The organism is Paenibacillus xylanilyticus (assembly GCF_009664365.1).
In the GTDB taxonomy this organism is placed as follows: domain Bacteria; phylum Bacillota; class Bacilli; order Paenibacillales; family Paenibacillaceae; genus Paenibacillus; species Paenibacillus xylanilyticus_A.
Window position 1 is genome coordinate 3,703,861 of the sequence record NZ_CP044310.1, and the last position, 16,991, is coordinate 3,720,851.

At 48.0% G+C, this 16,991-nt stretch carries 16 protein-coding genes; 1 reads left to right on the forward strand and 15 read right to left on the reverse strand.

Features of this window, described 5'->3' with window-relative positions; all coding sequences use genetic code 11:
- Positions 1-7: 7 nt before the first annotated feature.
- The 13 genes from F4V51_RS16415 to F4V51_RS16475 all read right to left on the reverse strand — a co-directional run bounded on the left by F4V51_RS16415 (position 8) and on the right by F4V51_RS16475 (position 14,946).
- The gene (locus F4V51_RS16415; RefSeq protein ID WP_153978856.1) at positions 8-832 is read right to left on the reverse strand and encodes a carbohydrate ABC transporter permease; all 825 of its coding nucleotides are present in this window, start codon (positions 830-832) and stop codon (positions 8-10) included.
- Between the two features lie 19 nt (positions 833-851).
- The gene (locus F4V51_RS16420) at positions 852-1,724 is read right to left on the reverse strand and encodes a carbohydrate ABC transporter permease (protein ID WP_153978857.1); all 873 of its coding nucleotides are present in this window, start codon (positions 1,722-1,724) and stop codon (positions 852-854) included.
- Complete coding sequence (locus tag F4V51_RS16425; RefSeq protein WP_153978858.1) at positions 1,721-2,809, reverse strand: ABC transporter ATP-binding protein; 1,089 nt, start codon at positions 2,807-2,809, stop codon at positions 1,721-1,723. Before F4V51_RS16425 ends, F4V51_RS16420 begins: the two co-directional genes overlap by 4 nt.
- A gap of 20 nt (positions 2,810-2,829) precedes the next feature.
- Positions 2,830-3,666 carry a metallophosphoesterase family protein gene (locus F4V51_RS16430; RefSeq protein WP_162009951.1) on the reverse strand — a complete coding sequence of 279 codons (837 nt, stop codon included), beginning with the start codon at positions 3,664-3,666 and terminating at the stop codon, positions 2,830-2,832.
- Between the two features lie 38 nt (positions 3,667-3,704).
- Entirely contained in the window at positions 3,705-4,538 is an 834-nt protein-coding gene (locus F4V51_RS16435; protein ID WP_153978860.1) for an HAD-IIA family hydrolase, read from the reverse strand.
- 18 nt (positions 4,539-4,556) lie between these two features.
- Positions 4,557-5,270 carry a glycerophosphodiester phosphodiesterase gene (locus F4V51_RS16440; RefSeq protein ID WP_153978861.1) on the reverse strand — a complete coding sequence of 238 codons (714 nt, stop codon included), beginning with the start codon at positions 5,268-5,270 and terminating at the stop codon, positions 4,557-4,559.
- A gap of 139 nt (positions 5,271-5,409) precedes the next feature.
- Positions 5,410-5,949 carry a glycerol-3-phosphate responsive antiterminator gene (locus F4V51_RS16445; RefSeq protein WP_153978862.1) on the reverse strand — a complete coding sequence of 180 codons (540 nt, stop codon included), beginning with the start codon at positions 5,947-5,949 and terminating at the stop codon, positions 5,410-5,412.
- A 261-nt stretch (positions 5,950-6,210) separates the two neighbouring features.
- Complete coding sequence (locus F4V51_RS16450; RefSeq protein ID WP_153978863.1) at positions 6,211-7,095, reverse strand: carbohydrate ABC transporter permease; 885 nt, start codon at positions 7,093-7,095, stop codon at positions 6,211-6,213.
- Between the two features lie 22 nt (positions 7,096-7,117).
- Positions 7,118-8,008 (reverse strand): ABC transporter permease, encoded by an 891-nt coding sequence (locus F4V51_RS16455; RefSeq protein ID WP_153978864.1) that lies wholly within the window; start codon positions 8,006-8,008, stop codon positions 7,118-7,120.
- A gap of 85 nt (positions 8,009-8,093) precedes the next feature.
- Positions 8,094-9,773: an extracellular solute-binding protein gene (locus tag F4V51_RS16460; RefSeq protein WP_153980728.1), complete on the reverse strand. Its 1,680-nt coding sequence runs from the start codon at positions 9,771-9,773 to the stop codon at positions 8,094-8,096.
- A gap of 174 nt (positions 9,774-9,947) precedes the next feature.
- Positions 9,948-11,084 (reverse strand): response regulator transcription factor, encoded by a 1,137-nt coding sequence (locus F4V51_RS16465; RefSeq protein ID WP_153978865.1) that lies wholly within the window; start codon positions 11,082-11,084, stop codon positions 9,948-9,950.
- Positions 11,081-12,841 carry a sensor histidine kinase gene (locus tag F4V51_RS16470; protein WP_153978866.1) on the reverse strand — a complete coding sequence of 587 codons (1,761 nt, stop codon included), beginning with the start codon at positions 12,839-12,841 and terminating at the stop codon, positions 11,081-11,083. Before F4V51_RS16470 ends, F4V51_RS16465 begins: the two co-directional genes overlap by 4 nt.
- A gap of 161 nt (positions 12,842-13,002) precedes the next feature.
- Positions 13,003-14,946, reverse strand: a complete 1,944-nt coding sequence (locus tag F4V51_RS16475; RefSeq protein ID WP_153978867.1) for a glycoside hydrolase family 127 protein — start codon at positions 14,944-14,946, stop codon at positions 13,003-13,005.
- A 141-nt stretch (positions 14,947-15,087) separates the two neighbouring features.
- On the opposite strand from F4V51_RS16475, the gene F4V51_RS16480 reads away from it, so the two are divergent.
- Complete coding sequence (locus F4V51_RS16480) at positions 15,088-15,933, forward strand: AraC family transcriptional regulator (protein WP_201281157.1); 846 nt, start codon at positions 15,088-15,090, stop codon at positions 15,931-15,933.
- A 15-nt stretch (positions 15,934-15,948) separates the two neighbouring features.
- On the opposite strand, the gene F4V51_RS16485 is transcribed toward F4V51_RS16480, so the two are convergent.
- Together F4V51_RS16485 and F4V51_RS16490 are read right to left on the reverse strand one after the other, a co-directional pair.
- Complete coding sequence (locus F4V51_RS16485; protein ID WP_153978868.1) at positions 15,949-16,407, reverse strand: EVE domain-containing protein; 459 nt, start codon at positions 16,405-16,407, stop codon at positions 15,949-15,951.
- Entirely contained in the window at positions 16,407-16,964 is a 558-nt protein-coding gene (locus F4V51_RS16490; protein ID WP_153978869.1) for a DinB family protein, read from the reverse strand. The genes F4V51_RS16485 and F4V51_RS16490 overlap by 1 nt, the downstream gene beginning before the upstream one ends.
- Positions 16,965-16,991: the final 27 nt, after the last annotated feature.

Here is a 16,991-nt window from a genome sequence, read left to right on the forward strand (position 1 = left end):
GATTGAATTATTTCACACCCGAATAAACAAATGCTTTAATAATTTGCCGTTGTCCAAATAAGAAAACAATCAGAATCGGAACGACCAAAATCATGTTTCCAGCCATCAAAATGTGCCATGCCGCCCCTCCGTCCACCTCGCGAAGCTTGGAAATCCCAATCGGAAGTGTTCTGGCTGCATCCGAGGTGGTCATCACAAGCGGCCAAAAATAATCGTTCCAGTGTGCAATGAAGCTGAATAATGCAAAGGTTACCAGCGTCGGACGGGCCATCGGCACCATAATCCTAAGGATGATCTTCCATTCAGGTGTCTGGTCAAGCCGTGCAGCTTCAATAAGTTCTTCCTGTACCTGCTTGAATGACTGCCTGAGCATGAAGATCCCAAAGGCGCTGGAAGCGAAGGGCAGAATAAGTGCCAGCAGATTGTTAATGAGTCCCCACTTGCTGAGTAACAAATACACGGGCAAAAAGATGAGCTGACCTGGAATCATTAAAGTGACCATCGTAATTCCAAATAACAGCTTGTCTCCTTTGAAGGAGTATCTGGCAAACGCATAAGCTGCCAATATAATGGTCGTAAATTGAAGAAGAAGGATACTGATGGATACAACAACACTGTTCATTAGATATTTCAAGAAAGGTCCAGATTCCCATGCCGCCTGGAAATTGCTCCACATCACCTTGGATGGAATCCATTTGGGGGGAAAGATCACGGTCTCCGGATACGACTTCAATGATGTTGAGATCATCCATAGAAAAGGGATAGCAAAAATCGCAACCAGGACGATCGTCCCCGTGACGTTCAGAGCACGCAGAATTGACTTACTTGCCATGACATTTCCCTTCTCCTTTCTATTGGTAGTGAACCTTGCGGCTTAGCAGCTTGAAGTAGACTAATGTAAGCAAACCAACAACAACAAGCAGGATAACTCCCGCTGCCGAAGCGTAACCGATCTTGAAGTAGCGGAATCCGTACTCATAGATGTAAAAGACGAGCGTATTCGTTGAATTGATCGGACCTCCATTGGTCATGATGGCTATGGTTTCAAACACCTGGAACGAACTGATCAGATTAATGATAATTAGGAAGAAAAGGGTTGGTGAGAGCATTGGCAGCGTAATCTTGTAGAACTTCCTCCACCAATTGGCCTCGTCCAGAGCTGAAGCTTCATACACATCCTTTGGAATACTTTGAAGCCCAGCGATGAAGATGAGCGCGTTGTAACCCACTCCCTTCCAGACCGAAACAAGCACAAGTGACAGTAATGAACTGTCTGGACTGCTGAGCCACTCCAGCTTGGGCAAGCCCATCATGTCGAGTAATCCGTTAAGTAAACCGAATTTGGGATCCATCAGCCACATCCACACCAGGGATACCGATACAAGAGAAACAATATGTGGACTAAATAGCGCACCCTGAACGAATCCGTACCATGCGCCTTCCCGATTCAGCCATATGGCTAGCAGCAGTGATATTACAATGGATAAAGATACGGAAAGAAGCGTATAGTTCAAGGAATTGCCCAGGACTTGTAGAAACGCACGATCCTTAAATAACTCGGTAAAGTTGTTGAAGCCTACAAACTCCTTGACCGGATTAATGAAATCCCAGTTATAAAAACTCAGGAAGATCATATAGAAGATCGGATAGATGAAAAAGATCGAAAATATGACGATCGAGGGAGCCACCATGACATAGGGACGAAATTTGGACCAAACGGTCATGAATATTTCCCTCCCATGACAATAAGTTCTCTCTCTACGGATCTCTCATGCTGACGAGCACGGACTCCGTTGCGATCGAAGTAGTACAGGTCCTGCATGGAGACCGTGATGTTCACCTCGGAAGCTGTCTCCAATGGCTTCAAAAAACTCTTCACAGACACAAGTCCAAGCGCGGATTCCAGTTGATAGATGATTTCTGCACCTAGTGTCTCACGTGTCATGATCCGCCCAGGGAAATGAACAAGTCCGGACTGCGGCCGGTTCTCAAGCGTCATTGTTGCTTTCTCCGGTCTGAAACCAACCTGCCCAATGTTGTCATGCAGCTGCCCATTCAAGTATGGCAGAATACGTTCACGATCAATCACATTCATCGGGGGTGTACCAATAAACTGGGCTGTGAACACATTATCGGGATCGTCGTAGATTTTCATTGGACCATCTGCTTGTTGAATCAGTCCTTTGTTCATGATGACGATCCGATCTCCCATCGACATCGCCTCAACCTGATCATGTGTTACAAAGACAAAGGTTGCACCCAGCCGTTTGTGAAGCTGAATTAACTCCGTTCGCATTTGATGACGAAGCTTGGCATCGAGATTCGACAACGGCTCGTCCATCAAGAAGACTGCAGGACTCTTCACCATGGCCCGTGCCAAGGCAACCCGCTGGCGCTGACCTCCAGACAGAGCTTGCGGCTTCTTGTGCAGATACTCTGCCAGACCGACGACCTCCGTGATTTCCTTAACGAGGCGCTCGCGTTCGGGCCGGGGCACCTTGCGATTCACGAGTCCAAATTCAATGTTCTCCTTGACTGTCATCATCGGATATAATGCATAGTTCTGGAATACCATGGCCACATTGCGCTTGCCTGGTTCTACACCATTGACACATTGATCTCCGATCCAAATTTCTCCGCCCGTTTCTTTCTCGAGGCCTGCGATCATGCGGAGTGTCGTCGATTTTCCACAGCCAGAGGGGCCGACCAATACCGTAAAGGAACCATCCTCAATGGTCAGATCCAGACCCGCTATGACTTTATCCTGCTTGAAGCTTTTTTCAATCTGCTTCAGCACAATTTGTGCCATGAGCTTCCCTCCTCTTTCATTTATTGAGCGGCCGATGCGAATTGAACCGATAAAATAAGGTCGCTTTTTTCTCCTAATGCACCCGTGACAGGGCCAAAGCCTGGCATATCACAGCAAAAGCTCTGAATATCATCGAGGAGACCCGCTCCCTGTATCGGATGGTGAGTTATCTCTACCTGCCCCTCATGGACTTCGATAACACGGTATGCCGGCACATCCAGACAAGCTGCGGTCTGAACATAGTGCCACTTCCCCTGCTTCACGATGGAGTTTATGTGATTATGTCCGCAGAAATAGATGCCGCCTTCCGGTTGATTGTTGAATATGCTCTTCAGTTCATCCTGTGGACGAATGTACAGCTTATCGAGTGTCGAGCGTGCAGTAGTATCAAATACCGGATGATGCCCGAAGAGAAGTACCTGCTTGTCATGTGAATTGGTAAGCTCTTCTTTGAGCCATGCCAGCTGCTCTTCGTCCAGCTCCCCGCCCCAATCTGCAGGATTCATTTCCTGGGTTGTGTCCAGAAAAATCAGCTTGGCATGAGGCGTGTCAATCGCCCGATAGCGATCTTGACCGGTTAATTTGGAGATTTCATGCTTTGGTATCGAATATGTGTCATGATTGCCAAGCACATGAATGAAGTTCCGATCACTCCTGGAAAGGAAGGAGAACATCGATCTGAATTCCTGAGCCGTTCCTTCATGCGTCAAATCGCCAATAGAGATATGAAAGTCCGCCTCAACCTCCAAAAAAGCCTTGAGCATATGTTCATAAGCTCGAACTCTTGCAGCTTTCATCTCTTCCGTTCCGTGACTCATGCATGAATAGTGATAATCACCAAGTAACGCTAAACGCATGAACTCCACCTCCATTATTTTTCAGAACTTACTTCTATTTAAATTCTCTTCATTTGCAGCACCATTGAGTGCTTGGATTGGCTATCCTGCTCCATGATGCATTCGTTGAAAGAAGACCATATATAGTCCGGAATAATACCTGTTTCCTCGATATCCTCTCTTGAGGAGATGCCTGTGAGCACGAGGGCCGTCTTCATTCCATTCTGTTGACCAAATAAAATATCGGTCTCCAACCGATCGCCTATCATAAGGCATCTGCTGTTGTTCACATTCAAGAGCTGGATTGCCTTCTCTGCATAGTAACGGGAGGGTTTACCAATCACGACGGATGTTTTCTGCTGGCTGGCTGCCTCAATCGAGCTTAGAATCGAGCCGGTATCCGGAATGATATCTCCCTGGACGGGACAGCAGCTGTCCGGATTCGTTGCGATGAGAACTGCTCCATGACGAACTGCTTTTGCCGCCAGATGAAGCTTGTCGTAATGGAACTGCCGATCCATTCCGACTAATACATGCGTTGATTGAGTTGGATCTTCCGTCACAGTGATCCCAATCGATCGAAGTTCACTCCGCAAAGCCTCTTCGCCTACAACCAGTACCTGGGCATCAGGCGCATACTCTGCAAAATACATCCCTGACACGTATCCCGCGGTCAGAATTTCGTCAAGCTCGCATGGTACGCCCAAACTCAGCAGCCTCTTGTAGCAATCCTCCCTCGTATGTACGGGAGTATTCGTTAAGAACAACAGACGCTTGCCTTGGGATCTCAAACTGCTTATGAAGCTGTTTACGCCAGGAAGGATCATCTGGCTAACATAAATCGTTCCGTCTAGATCGAAGCAATACGCATCGTAATCATACACATTTTCCATAACCTTACCCTTGCCCACTCATACTGAGCTGGACAGCTCCAATACATCCAAGAAGGATTCGAGCTCGTCTGTACAGACCCACACGGACGGGTAATCCTGAAATTTCTTCATGACGGAGGTATCGTTAATTGTCCAGGCCATCAGTTGAATCCCCAGCTCTTGACATCGATGAATATAATGCTCGGTCACAAAAGCATAATGCATGGACAAGAACGTGGCTCCCATCTCTACAGACCAGTCAAGAATAGCCTTCGAACAACCAAAGGTAATCAGACCGATGCGTACCTCACTAGATAATTGTCTGATTCTCTCCAAGGCGTCAAAATCAAATGACGTAATGACGACCTGGTCCAGCATGCTGAATTCCTTAATCACTTCAAGTACCTTCTCCTCGAGCTGAGGATAGTAAGTCCCCATCTGCTTAAGCTCAATGTTAAGCCCAATTTTCCCCTTCAAAGCTCGAAGCACCTCTTCAAGGGTTGGTATGTGCTCACCTTGTTTTATGTGGAACGATTGCAGTTCCGAAGCAGTATAATCAGCTACTCTGCCCGTTCCATTCGTCATGCGGTCAACCGTATGATCATGAATGACAACCGGGATACCATCTTGGCTGAGATGTACATCCAGTTCGAGATGGGTGAACCCAAGTTCCACCGCTTTTAAAAAGGAAGACAACGTATTTTCAGGATATTTCTTTGGATAGCCTCGATGAGCGACTGCTTGAATGATCATGCTCCATTACCTCCTGTTGTATTTTTTGGACAACACAAAAAACCCAGCAGCAAATCACCCTCCTTCAACATCAAGGTTGTATTGATTTACTTACCACCGGGTTTTCTCGTCGTCTCCACCCAAGGATAAATGTATGAAATTAAGTCCAGAATTTCTCATGGCCTATCGATACAAAATCTGCCCCACTCTTTAGGGCTTGCTGTATCTCTTCCTCATGCCGGATTAGACCACCAACAATTAACGGCTGTGTGATGCGCTCATTCAGCTCTTGGATGACTCGCGGCATCAGCCCCGGCATCAGTTCAACCTCATCCGGCTTGTAGCTCTTAATCATTCGCACTGCAGTCTCAATGGCTGCTGAATCAATGGCAAATATGCGCTGAATGCTCCGTATGCCTGCTTGCTTGGCCGCAGAAACCGCATTACTCTTCGTTGTCACGATGCCATCCACTTTAAACACATCGGCAAGATATTGAATGGCCGAGGCATCTCGTCCAATCCCGGATACCATCTCGGTATGTACATAGGCCTGTTTGCCGCTCTGATGCAGCCTGTCTATAATGGATCCAAGATTCGTAATGTTTCCTGTCATCAGAATAACTCGCTTCACATCGCTTGCTATAGCCTGTGCAATCTGTTCATCTACCGTAATGGAGGCGATGATCGGATAGTTCTTCATGATTCAGTCCTCATTCCCTCATTTGTCATCTTAAATGTTAAAGCTGAAATATTTCTTTTGTTTCATGTTCATGTAAACGGGTTGTTAATTTCACGACTCAACATTCGCCATTCAGGGACAGCCTAAATGCAAAAGTAAAATTGGTTCGGAGCCGATCAAGTTAACTGAACGATTTAATAAAAATAGGTCCATATCGACGAAATCGACTACAGACCTATTCAGTCACGCTATTCGTTTGTTCTTAGGCTATATCCAATGCAGCTACTCCTTCACCGAACCCAGTGTAATACCGTGAATGAAAAAGCGCTGCAGGAACGGATAGACAATAAGTACAGGAAGCATGGCAATGAAAATTTTTGCGGCATTCAGGGTTTGATTCGATAACTCGTTCATCCGTTTATATTGATCCTCCGTCATGTTGGACGCGTCGATGACCACAACGAATTGCTGGATTAATGTTTGCAGCGGATAATGATCCTGCCCTGAAGTCAGCACCAATCCATGGAAGAACTCATTCCAATGGTAGACGATAGTGAACAATGTGACCGTAGCCAGTACCGGTACGGCCAGCGGTACATAAATGGTGATTAACATTCGCCACGGCCCGGCCCCGTCCACAAGAGCAGCCTCGTCCAGTTCCTTGGGCAGGTTACGGAAATAGTTCACGATCAGAATGACGTTGAATACCGGCACTCCCCCGCCAAGAACAAGCGCCCAGATGGTATCATACAGCCCAATTGCCTTCACCGTCATGTACCATGGAATCAGTCCGCCGTTGAACAGCAGCGTGAACACGAGAATCCACATGAATGCATTGCGCATGCGGAATTCGCGTGGGCTTCGTGAGAGCGGATAAGCCATCATCGTTGTCACCACAAACGTAATTGTCGCACCAAGCACAACCCGTTGAATGGAAATCCAGAAGGAATTGAAAAAGGAACGATCGCCGATAATTTGTTGATATGAATTGAAGTTGAAGCCAACGGGCCATAACCATACTTTTCCGGCAGCCGCCGCTGATTTTTCGCTTAGAGACACGGCCAGTGTATACCAGAGGGGCAGTATGCAAAGGAATGCAATCAGGAGCAGCACAACCAGAAGCGTGACATCAAACACCCTGGATCGCAGCGTTGTTTCTCTTATCATCTCGCACGACTCCTTCTCCTTATCAAAATATGCGGTAATTGGCGAACTTCGAAGCCAGCAGATACGAAACGATAATGAGCACAAAACTGACCACTGACTTCAGCAAACCAACTGCGGTTGCAAGTCCGTACTGCATGTTTAGCAGCCCTTCGCGGTATACCCAAGTATCGATAATGTCACCCGTGGAGTAGAGCAGCGGGTTGTACAGGTTGAAAATCTGATCAAAACCTGCATTCAGTACATTCCCCAGGCTTAACACTGCCAAAAGCACAATTGTGGTACGCAAGCCGGGCAGCGTCACATGCCAGATTCTCCGCATCCGGGTTGCTCCGTCAATTGAAGCGGCTTCGTACAGGGATGGACTGATGCCCGTCAGTGCAGCCAAGTAGATGATCGTGTTGAAGCCGAACTCCTTCCATACATCACTTCCGACGACAATAAATGGAAACAAGTCTGCCCGGGCGAAGAACAACACCGGTTCAATCCCAACGATGTTCAGTAATCCGTTGACAGGACCCGTGTACGAAAACACATCGAGCAATATGCCTGACAGGATAACCCAGGACAAAAAGTGCGGAAGGTACACGATCGTTTGAACCCAGCGCTTAATCACCATAAGACGAAGTTCATTCAGCATGATCGCAAAGACTAATGGCACAATCAGGTTACCCGCAATTTTCATGACGGCAATGTACACGGTATTGAAGAAAATGGTCTTGGTATCATTCAGGCTAAACATATATTCGAAGTTCTCCAGCCCGATCCAGGTCGATTTCCAAATGCCCTGGCCCGGGTTAAAGTCCTGAAAGGCAATGGCAATCCCGAACATGGGAATGATGCTGATAAACAGCAGCCATACCATTCCGGGCAATAACATAATGTAGTAATGTTTGATGAAACTTCGGTTTCGCATCCAGTGTTCCTCCTCCGCAATCTCCCATCCCTGATCTTCTCAAGAAGAAGCGCCGGATGACCGACCCGGCGCTCTGGACAGCTGCCTACTTGACGTACTCCTTCACTTCCTCAGTGATTTTGTCGCCGCCTTGCTTTTTCCAATCGTTTACAAACGTATCGAATGTATCCAGAGGTGCAGCTCCCATGATGATTTTCAGGAAGGTTTCATCCTCCAGCTTCTTCAGATTGGACCAGCGGCTTTCCATGGTGCGGGTCTGGGAATAGAGAAGGCTATACACCTTGTTATAGTCCTGCTGCAAGGATGATGATCCGACCAGCAGTGAATAGATGCGGCTCCATACGCCAAGGTCAGCCTGAGGATCCCAATACTGGATGTCCATATTGTCATACGGCTCTTTCTTTACCTTTTTGACGTTCTGAATGTCTGCAGCAAGCAATTTGTAGCCTGGATCGGTGAAGTCTTCCGGTTTTTTCGTGCCAGCAAGTACTTCCTGCAAAGCCTTCGCTGAATATTCGCTCTCATCCATATAGGACATCGGTACACGCAGCGGATAGTGACCTACAGGCACAGAGATATCAAACTTCGATTCATCCCGAATGAGCAGATTCAGCATTTTGACGACTGCTTCGGGATGTTCATATCCTTTGCGCACAACAACGAATACGGTAGAAGGGGCGCCCATATGAGCATTAAATTGTCCATCAGCATCCAGCGGCAGCAAATATGCCTGCCAGTTGGCTTTCGGATCGTTTTTAATCGCATCGGGAAGAGGTCCGTATCCCATCCACCATGGTGCGAAGAAAATACCAGCATTACCGTTGACTACAGACTCGGACGCTGCTTTGCGAATGCCGAGTTCCTTGTCGATTAGCCCATTCGCATACATGTCGCGCAGTTTGGCGAGCGCTTCCTTCGTTTCTGGCAGAATGGAACCGTAGACCGGGTTGCCTGCATTATCTTTTAACCAGAAACCAGGATAGGCCTTATAAGCCCCGAAGATCGGATCAAGTCCATAAGTGTTATTTGTTGATTCCAGGAAATTCGCATATAACCGGCTGCCGTTCTGCTGCCCTGCAATCCCAATCGTATCGTTCTTGCCGTTGCCGTCCGGGTCTTGTTCCACGAATGCTTTCGCCACGTTCTCCAGTTCTTCCATTGTTTTGGGCGGTTCAAGTCCCAGCTTGTCGAGCCAGTCTTTGCGTATCCACATTTGGTGAACACCATCGGATTGTACTTGTATACTGGGAATAGCGTACATTTTCCCGTCAAATGTAACTGCCTGGGCAGACACACCGTTTGTTTTCTCCATATAACTCTTCATGGCTGGTGATGCATATCGATTAAATGCATCGGTCAGGTCTTCCAGCTGGCCCGCCTTCACCATCGCCCGCAGCTGGGTATCCTTGACCACGAGTGCATCGGGTAAATCATTGCTTGAAATCGCGAGGTTCACTTTCTGCTCATAGTTGGTTCCGGTTGCCGCTTGCCAGGTGACTTTGGTGTCAATATTCAGATTATCCTTCACATAACGGGAATACTGGTTGTTCTCCGGTGTGTCCCCGGCAGGCAAACTTTTGTCTGTTGGATCGACCTCTTTGCCATACCTTAGTGTAATCGTCTGGTCGTACTTACCGAATGGATCTGCCGGCCCTTCTTCTACAACGCCAGGCGTAGTATTATTTTCCGCCGTTTCATCCTCGTTGCCCGCGTCGCTGCAGGCGCTAGTGAATGCGAGCAACAGCATCATTGCCACCATGACCATTTTTTTGCCCAAATGGATGCTCCCCCTTTAATGGAATGTCCTTCGCGTCCAGCACCAACAATATAACACGGCCGGAAAACGTTTATGGATAGAGAGCCGAACGAAGAACAGGAGGTGAAACGTCTGTTTTTGTTAACGCTTACAATTCATTCATCCTACCTTCTCTCCATTCGTCTACCCTCTTCTTGGTGCATTGCGGTACTCGCTTGGCAGCATGCCTACCTGCTCACGGAAAATCCGGCTGAAGTATTTTTCGTCCGCGTAGCCTGTATGTTCCGCGATCCAGACAATCGGTTTGGCCGTTTGAGTCAGATAGTCCTTCGCCTTGTCGATCCGAATTTTGCGGAGATATTCGTTAAACGAATAACCCATCATTTCCTTGAAGCATTGATTGAAATAACTTCGGCTGAGGTTGACCCGCTTCGATACATCGCTGGCGAATAGTGGATTCTGCAGCTCGTCATGTATGATTTTGACGGCGGTCATGATACTGCTGCTGACTTCCTTGCGCAGATACTGCCCACCCGATAAACGTAGTGCTTCTGTCCGAAAGTTCGCCATCCATTCCACCACATCGTTCCATGATGCAAAATGTACAGGTATTGTCATTTCCGTGCTGACGATATTTTTAAACGTGCGGTTCCAGTCTTCCGTTACGCCGTACAGCAACTGCATCAATCGGGGGACAGGTAATCTCATGGTTTTCAAATCATCTAGAAGTTCAACCATATAAGACTCTTCATGCACCCAGCGAAACGAATGCAACTTGTCCTTAACACTCACATCGCTCGCTTCAACGACTGATGACCCGGGCCGTCCACGTTCACAGCGCGACTCATCGAACGATGGAGTTTCTTTTCCTTGCTCCCCATAAAATAACGCATCCTTTCCGGATTCCATCGTGGCTTCGTCATTGAATCGTTTTCGCCTGTCGGCCTGAATACGGTCATGAATGCGCCCAAGCACTTCCTCGAACCGTTCTTTCTCAAGCTGCACTTTGGCAATGTAATCGATGGCACCCAGACGGAGTGCCTCCTGAATGTATTCAAAATCCTGATGAAGGGTCAGAACCGCAATTGGCAGATCCGGGTATAGCTTACGAGTGGTGCGGATTAACTCGATCCCTGACATGACAGGCATGGCCAGATCCGTAATCAATAGATCGACGTGGTTTTCAGACAGAAATTCAAGCGCCTTCTCTCCGTTTCCCGCTTCGCCAACAATCCTCATATCAAATCTGTCCCAAGGCATTGCGAGCATAAGCCCTTTGCGCACAAGTTGATCGTCATCGACGATGAGTACGTCAATCATGATTTCCCCTCTCCTTCACAGTGAATTGGCAGCTCAATGACAATCCAGGTTCCTTGCCCAGGTTCGCTGGATACGTTCATACTGGCTTGGCCTTCATAATAAGACTCCAGCATGCGCTTAACATAATTCATGCCAATCCCCATTCCGACCCGATGACGCTCGGCCTGTTCTTGTTCCAGCAGCGCTTTGATCTTTTCTTCGGAGATTCCCCTGCCGTTGTCTCTGATCGAAATTTCAAGCCGGTCGTTGTGCCTGCTTACTTCAACTTCGATTCTTCCTTTGTCATCCAGTCCATGGTACAGCGAATTTTCAACGAGCGGCTGCAAAATAAACCTCGGCACGGGCACGTTAAGCAGCTTGTCATCGATATGAATGCCAACATCGAATTGAAAATTATAGCGAATCTGCTGCAGGATCAGATACTGCTTGAGCGAATCAATCTCCTCCCGTATGGTTGAGCTCTGACCGCCCAAGCGCAAATTATAATACAGCAGCTTGTTCAGCGAAGTAACCAGCCGATCGATCTCCTCCTGTCCATTCATGACGGCCAGCCAGTGCGCAGTGTCGAGCGTATTCATCAGAAAATGTGGATTGATCTGGTAGAGCAGCTTTTCAATTTCCAGGTCTGCCCTGCGCTTCTCCTTTAACTCCACTTCGGAATACAACCTTGCAATGTGGGACTTCATTCGTCCGAATTGTGTGAGCAGCATCTCAAATTCAGGTATGCGCGAATTCGCGTCGACCCCGTCGAAGTTGCTGTTCAGCATCTGCTTCATTTCCCGGTGGAATTGGGACAACGGCCGATATACCATTTTCCACAGCAACCAGCCGATGGCCAAGCTGACTGCGGCGGATAACACGGTTAACAGAACCATCTGCATGATCCAGCGGTTTTTCTCCTGATCATAATCTGCTTTGGACACGAGCGACACAACACTCCATCCCTGGTTGCTGTATTGCTGGTACCAGTAATAGCCCGAAGCGATTCCCGAAGTTGTAGAAGGTTCAGAGAGCTGGCCGGAAACTGGGAAATTTGCGTTTTCAGGGAAAGCGTCCCTTAACTCACTGTAAGAGATGCGTCCGTGATTATCCAAAATGAGGTGGGCCGTATTTTTACTGACATCATCCAGATCAAGAATGCTCTGTGTCAGATTAAACCCGGTTTCAATGTATACATACGCATCGTCCCGTTCAGGCAGGTCCACCTTTCGCAGCGCAGAAAGAACATATTGATCGTTAAACCTGTCGTTACTGATATGAGGCCCGAAATACGTGATTCCGTAATAACTCGCCATGATCGGCAAATTCTCCGGATCGAATGAGTCTTTCACCCCCATAGTTTCAAAGAGATAGGTGTCGTCTTCACGAAAATAGTACATCGATAACCCGATATTGGGATTGGTAAACGCAATCAGGTTCAGCTGATTTTTGATCTGGTCGGTCAAATAACTGCGGTCATATGGTTGATCCGCAAGCATGAGTTGCTCCAGCTGTTTACCAATGCTCCCCTCGAAGGCGAGCTGCTGAGACACATGATTCAGGTTGCTGAGTGTGTTTTCCAAGGAAAGGGTCACCTGTTTCAGGTTACTTTGGATCCCGGATTGCAATTTGGTCGTCAAAATGGAATGGATTGTTCGGTAGGATAGATAGCAGGATAAAAGGAAAGGAATGAGGGCTACGGCCGCAAAAAGGAAAAGAATTCGATTTTTGAGCGTAATTCGTTCGATACGGGATTTTCGTACATGTTCTGGTTTCATGCATTCATCTCCGCTTCCGGGTTACAAAAAAGGCCAGACACGGCGGAAGTCCCCCGTTAATATACGAGGGACCTTCTGTCCTGCCAATATTGAAACCACGCGTTATGTTCAGTTGCCATTCAACCTCTTCAAACGATGGAGTTGCTTCGAGGACCCACGCTTCAACTGCCCAGCCAGACGCTCATTTCACCCGGTTCACGGTTCCCCCACAGATAATAAGGAATGGCGGTAAAACGTACCGGAATGCGAGGTTTGCGAATCGGTTGGTACAGTTGATCCTCTGGCCATGCTGACCCATCTGCAGTCAGTCCGTCGCCCTCCACAACAACGCAGCCGCCAAGTAAATTCGGTGCATCGCGCTCTGTTAAATTGGCTGCTTCGGCAATGGATAATGAAGCCAGCGGCGCTCCGTTATCCGCCTCTTCCACGCAATACACAAGTGGTCCACGCTGAATGGCTGCTTTGCCTGCATCAGCTCGAATCTGTGGATGAGCTTCAATCAAGTGCGTTTCAAGTGGCAGTAACCACTCCAATGCATCTCCTTCCGACCATATTCCTTGGATATGAGCATAACCATTGTTCAATGTATATGCCTGTTCTTCGCCATTCACTCGCAAAACAGGCTGCCCACTCTGGAACCAGTTTGGAATTCTGAGCGCCAGTGTAAATGCAGCACCCTCTGAGCTGTCTGGAGCAAGCGAGATGTTGAAGTTGATTTTTCCGTTCCAAGGAAGCTCCGAATCTTGACTCAGCTTGACTGCCCGGCCTTCCGCAGACGTGAATTCTACCGTACTGCCAATGTATAAATGTACATGAACCACATTCTCTTCTGGAGAGACATCGTAGATATAATCGTTCAGCGAGCTGAGCAAGCGAGCGACGTTTGGCGGGCAGCAGGAACAGCCGAACCACTTCTGACGGACCGGTTTTACATGATGTTTGTCCGGATTGCGCAAGCTGGCCTCTGGCCATACTTCAAGCGGGTTGACATAGAAAAAGTGTTTGCCGTCCTTGGACATGCTGCCAAGCACGTTGTTGTACAGCGCACGTTCCATCACGTCCGCATACTCACTCTTCGCCTCCAGACGAAGCATGCGGCGCGCCCAGAAGATCAGTCCGATGGATGCGCAAGTTTCCGCGTACACGGCGTCATTCGGCAGATCATAATCGAAAGTGAACGCCTCGCCCAAATGTGTCGCGCCGATGCCTCCCGTAATGTACATCTGTTTGCGAGTTGTATTGGCCCACAGCCGTTCGCACGCCGCTCGCAAGCTGTCATCCTTCGTCAAACGGGCGAGATCGGCCATGGCCGTATACATGTAAACGGCACGTACGGAGTGTCCCACGGCTGCTGTCTGTTCCCGTACCGGAAGATGGGATTGGTACATTTCCAAGTCCGGCGAACCTTGTGACCAGATGTTAGTTCTGCCTCCCCGTTCCCATTCCTGGATAAAATAACTCGGGCTGCTGCCCCGCTCATCAATGAAATATTGGCTAAGATTCAAATAACGTTCCTCACCGGTTGCATGATATAACTTGACGAGAGCCAGTTCAATCTCCTGGTGCCCGCAGTATGCCCGTTTCTGGTTCTCTCCCGTACCGAAGAGCTTGTCGATTAAGTCAGCGAAACGACATGCAATGTCAAGAAGCTTACGTTTGCCCGTTGCGTCAGCGTAGGCCACCGCAGCTTCGATCAGGTGTCCGGCACAGTACAGTTCATGGGCCTCATACATATTTGTCCACTCTTTGCCCGGTTCCTTGATTGTAAAATAAGTATTGATATATCCGTCACCCCGCTGTGCCTGCCCAATGAGGTCGATTGCTCCATCTGCGGTGTTCTCCAATTCGGGATCAGGATAACTCCGCAGTGAATAAGCAACCGCTTCCAACCATTTATATAAATCGCTATCCTGAAACACCCATCCGCCGAATTCGCCCTGTTCCAGACCGGCAGCAATTCGAAAATTGTGAATGGCATAGCTGGGTTCCGCTCCTTCGATACGATCATTCAATGCCTCCCATTGATAGGGTATGACTGTTTGACGTACCAGTGTGGAATAATCCTCCCAAAATGAGTCCCGGATATGAACCTGTGTTGTCTGCATCAGTAGTACCTCCTATATTAATTGACTCTTTACGAACTCAATTATATGCTTGGTATAACCGACTTAATAGGAATGGAATGAACCATTTTCTATAAAATATGACACAAGCGAAAGGATGTGAACGTTCTGGGTGAAGACACCATGATTGAACTTCATATGCCCCCACTCCCCTATTATTTGGGATCGGGCCTGACAGAGTATAGGAGCGGGGATCAGCATCCCCATCGCAGCAACATCGGGGCGTATGATTTGCTGATCCTTGTCCGCGGAGAGATGTACATCGGCGAGAACGGATCACAATGGACACTAACCGAGGGAGACATGCTGCTGCTGCTGCCTGATGGAGAACACTATCCGATCCGACCTTGCGATCAGGATACCGTTTTTTACTGGGTTCACTTTGAGCATGCACCAAGGCGTGATGCATCAGTGGCAGAGGAAGTGGAGAACAATACATCCCCTTACACAACCAGACCATTTATTAACCCTTACACGCTGCGATTGCCAAAATACATGCATTTGACTGACTCACGTACGGTGTTCGGTATGGTAGAACAGCTGCTCACCCAGCCGTCTACGCTTTCCTTTTGGCAGGAACAGCAGCTTCTTGGAGAACTCCTCAGCTTGCTTGAAGAAGAATGTTTCGGCCGAACGGATTCGGTGGCTTCCCGATTGGCCGAACGGACTGCGGCTTACCTTCAAGCTAACTATCGGGAGAAAGTCACCAATGAAGCCATCGCGTCCGCCCTGCACTTTCATCCAAACTATATTGTAAGATGCATGAAGTCGAGATACGGATGTACCCCATCCGATTATTTGCAGCAGTTTCGGCTGGAGCGGGCCAAACGCCTCCTGGTCACGACCGATTGGTCCATTGACCGGGTCGCCGAGGAAGTGGGTTTCCGTTACTCCCCGTATTTTTCGTCCTGCTTCAAACGGGAATTCGGCTTTTCTCCGCTGCAATTTCGCAAGCAATACTTAAAATAGAATTGAGCTGCATTGCTAACAAATTTGAAAGTCTTCATGATCAATCATGGAGGCAGCGATTGTCATGAAATCTTCGACCCCAATTTCAAAATGTCCTTTGCGGAATGTAAATCCCCAATTTCGATTTCCGCGTGTAAAGTCGAGTTCGTTTAATAGAGAGGCAATCTTTACTTCCCGACACGGAACATAACGGATATCCCGGCGGAAGGGTACAAATGATTCCGTCATCTGATATTTGTAGACTGGGCTGTCCTTCACCTGGCCAATAGCGGTAAATGCCTGGAGCGGCTTCACTGTTGACATGTCTGTGCGCGGAGAATAGTATATCAGCCAATCACCAGGGGACATCAGACGCAGTGATGCTGCCTTGCCGTGACACAACTGTGCAAATCCGCCTTCTACGGCTGTATGGACATGAGAAGCAGAAACAACGCCAATCCAATATCTGCTTGTCTGATTTGTTATAACCGACATTAGATTTCCCCTTCTCTCTGCCCAATGCCTAATTCCATCTTCAAACGATCCAATTGCAAAAAGTGATGTCTGTAATGCATTTCGATCAATAAAAACCATTCCTGGGCGTCCAGTGCCCCAAGTCTTGGGTGAATGACTTTATCCGTTGCAGGCGATGGGCGTAAAACAGCTTCTATGTCCCTCATTTCTTCAATGACTTGATGCAGCCCTTCAACCAGCTGCTCCTTGTTCTCCGGTGACTTCGGAGTGTATTGCGGTGAAGCAGGGACTTTAACTCGAATGGCCGGAAATTGTTCTTGCTCGAACACGCTTTCCCCCAGCTCCGTTTTTCCCTTATTCGAATGTACCAATGGTCCGCTGTGAACCAAACATTGTTTTATATTAGGCAGGTGCATAAAGAGCGCTGATTGAATCAAATGCATATACATCTGTCCTAGGGACCATTCCTCCTCATCCGTCTTTCTATGTAATTGCTCCATACCCAGCTGTTTCAATTCAGCCAAATACCTCTCTACCGCATTTTCAAAAGCTTTTAATACCTGAAGTGTGTTTTTCATCCTTCTAGCAACCCCTTTTCATCTTAG

Bases quoted from the DNA above. Each gene is read 5' to 3' on its own strand.
- F4V51_RS16415 (WP_153978856.1), bottom strand. From the start codon at position 832: ATGGCAAGTAAGTCAATTCTGCGTGCTCTGAACGTCACGGGGACGATC.
- F4V51_RS16420 (WP_153978857.1), bottom strand. From the start codon at position 1,724: ATGACCGTTTGGTCCAAATTTCGTCCCTATGTCATGGTGGCTCCCTCG.
- F4V51_RS16425 (WP_153978858.1), bottom strand. From the start codon at position 2,809: ATGGCACAAATTGTGCTGAAGCAGATTGAAAAAAGCTTCAAGCAGGAT.
- F4V51_RS16430 (WP_162009951.1), bottom strand. From the start codon at position 3,666: ATGCGTTTAGCGTTACTTGGTGATTATCACTATTCATGCATGAGTCAC.
- F4V51_RS16435 (WP_153978860.1), bottom strand. From the start codon at position 4,538: ATGGAAAATGTGTATGATTACGATGCGTATTGCTTCGATCTAGACGGA.
- F4V51_RS16440 (WP_153978861.1), bottom strand. From the start codon at position 5,270: ATGATCATTCAAGCAGTCGCTCATCGAGGCTATCCAAAGAAATATCCT.
- F4V51_RS16445 (WP_153978862.1), bottom strand. From the start codon at position 5,949: ATGAAGAACTATCCGATCATCGCCTCCATTACGGTAGATGAACAGATT.
- F4V51_RS16450 (WP_153978863.1), bottom strand. From the start codon at position 7,095: ATGATAAGAGAAACAACGCTGCGATCCAGGGTGTTTGATGTCACGCTT.
- F4V51_RS16455 (WP_153978864.1), bottom strand. From the start codon at position 8,008: ATGCGAAACCGAAGTTTCATCAAACATTACTACATTATGTTATTGCCC.
- F4V51_RS16460 (WP_153980728.1), bottom strand. From the start codon at position 9,773: ATGGTCATGGTGGCAATGATGCTGTTGCTCGCATTCACTAGCGCCTGC.
- F4V51_RS16465 (WP_153978865.1), bottom strand. From the start codon at position 11,084: ATGATTGACGTACTCATCGTCGATGACGATCAACTTGTGCGCAAAGGG.
- F4V51_RS16470 (WP_153978866.1), bottom strand. From the start codon at position 12,841: ATGAAACCAGAACATGTACGAAAATCCCGTATCGAACGAATTACGCTC.
- F4V51_RS16475 (WP_153978867.1), bottom strand. From the start codon at position 14,946: ATGCAGACAACACAGGTTCATATCCGGGACTCATTTTGGGAGGATTAT.
- F4V51_RS16480 (WP_201281157.1), top strand. From the start codon at position 15,088: ATGATTGAACTTCATATGCCCCCACTCCCCTATTATTTGGGATCGGGC.
- F4V51_RS16485 (WP_153978868.1), bottom strand. From the start codon at position 16,407: ATGTCGGTTATAACAAATCAGACAAGCAGATATTGGATTGGCGTTGTT.
- F4V51_RS16490 (WP_153978869.1), bottom strand. From the start codon at position 16,964: ATGAAAAACACACTTCAGGTATTAAAAGCTTTTGAAAATGCGGTAGAG.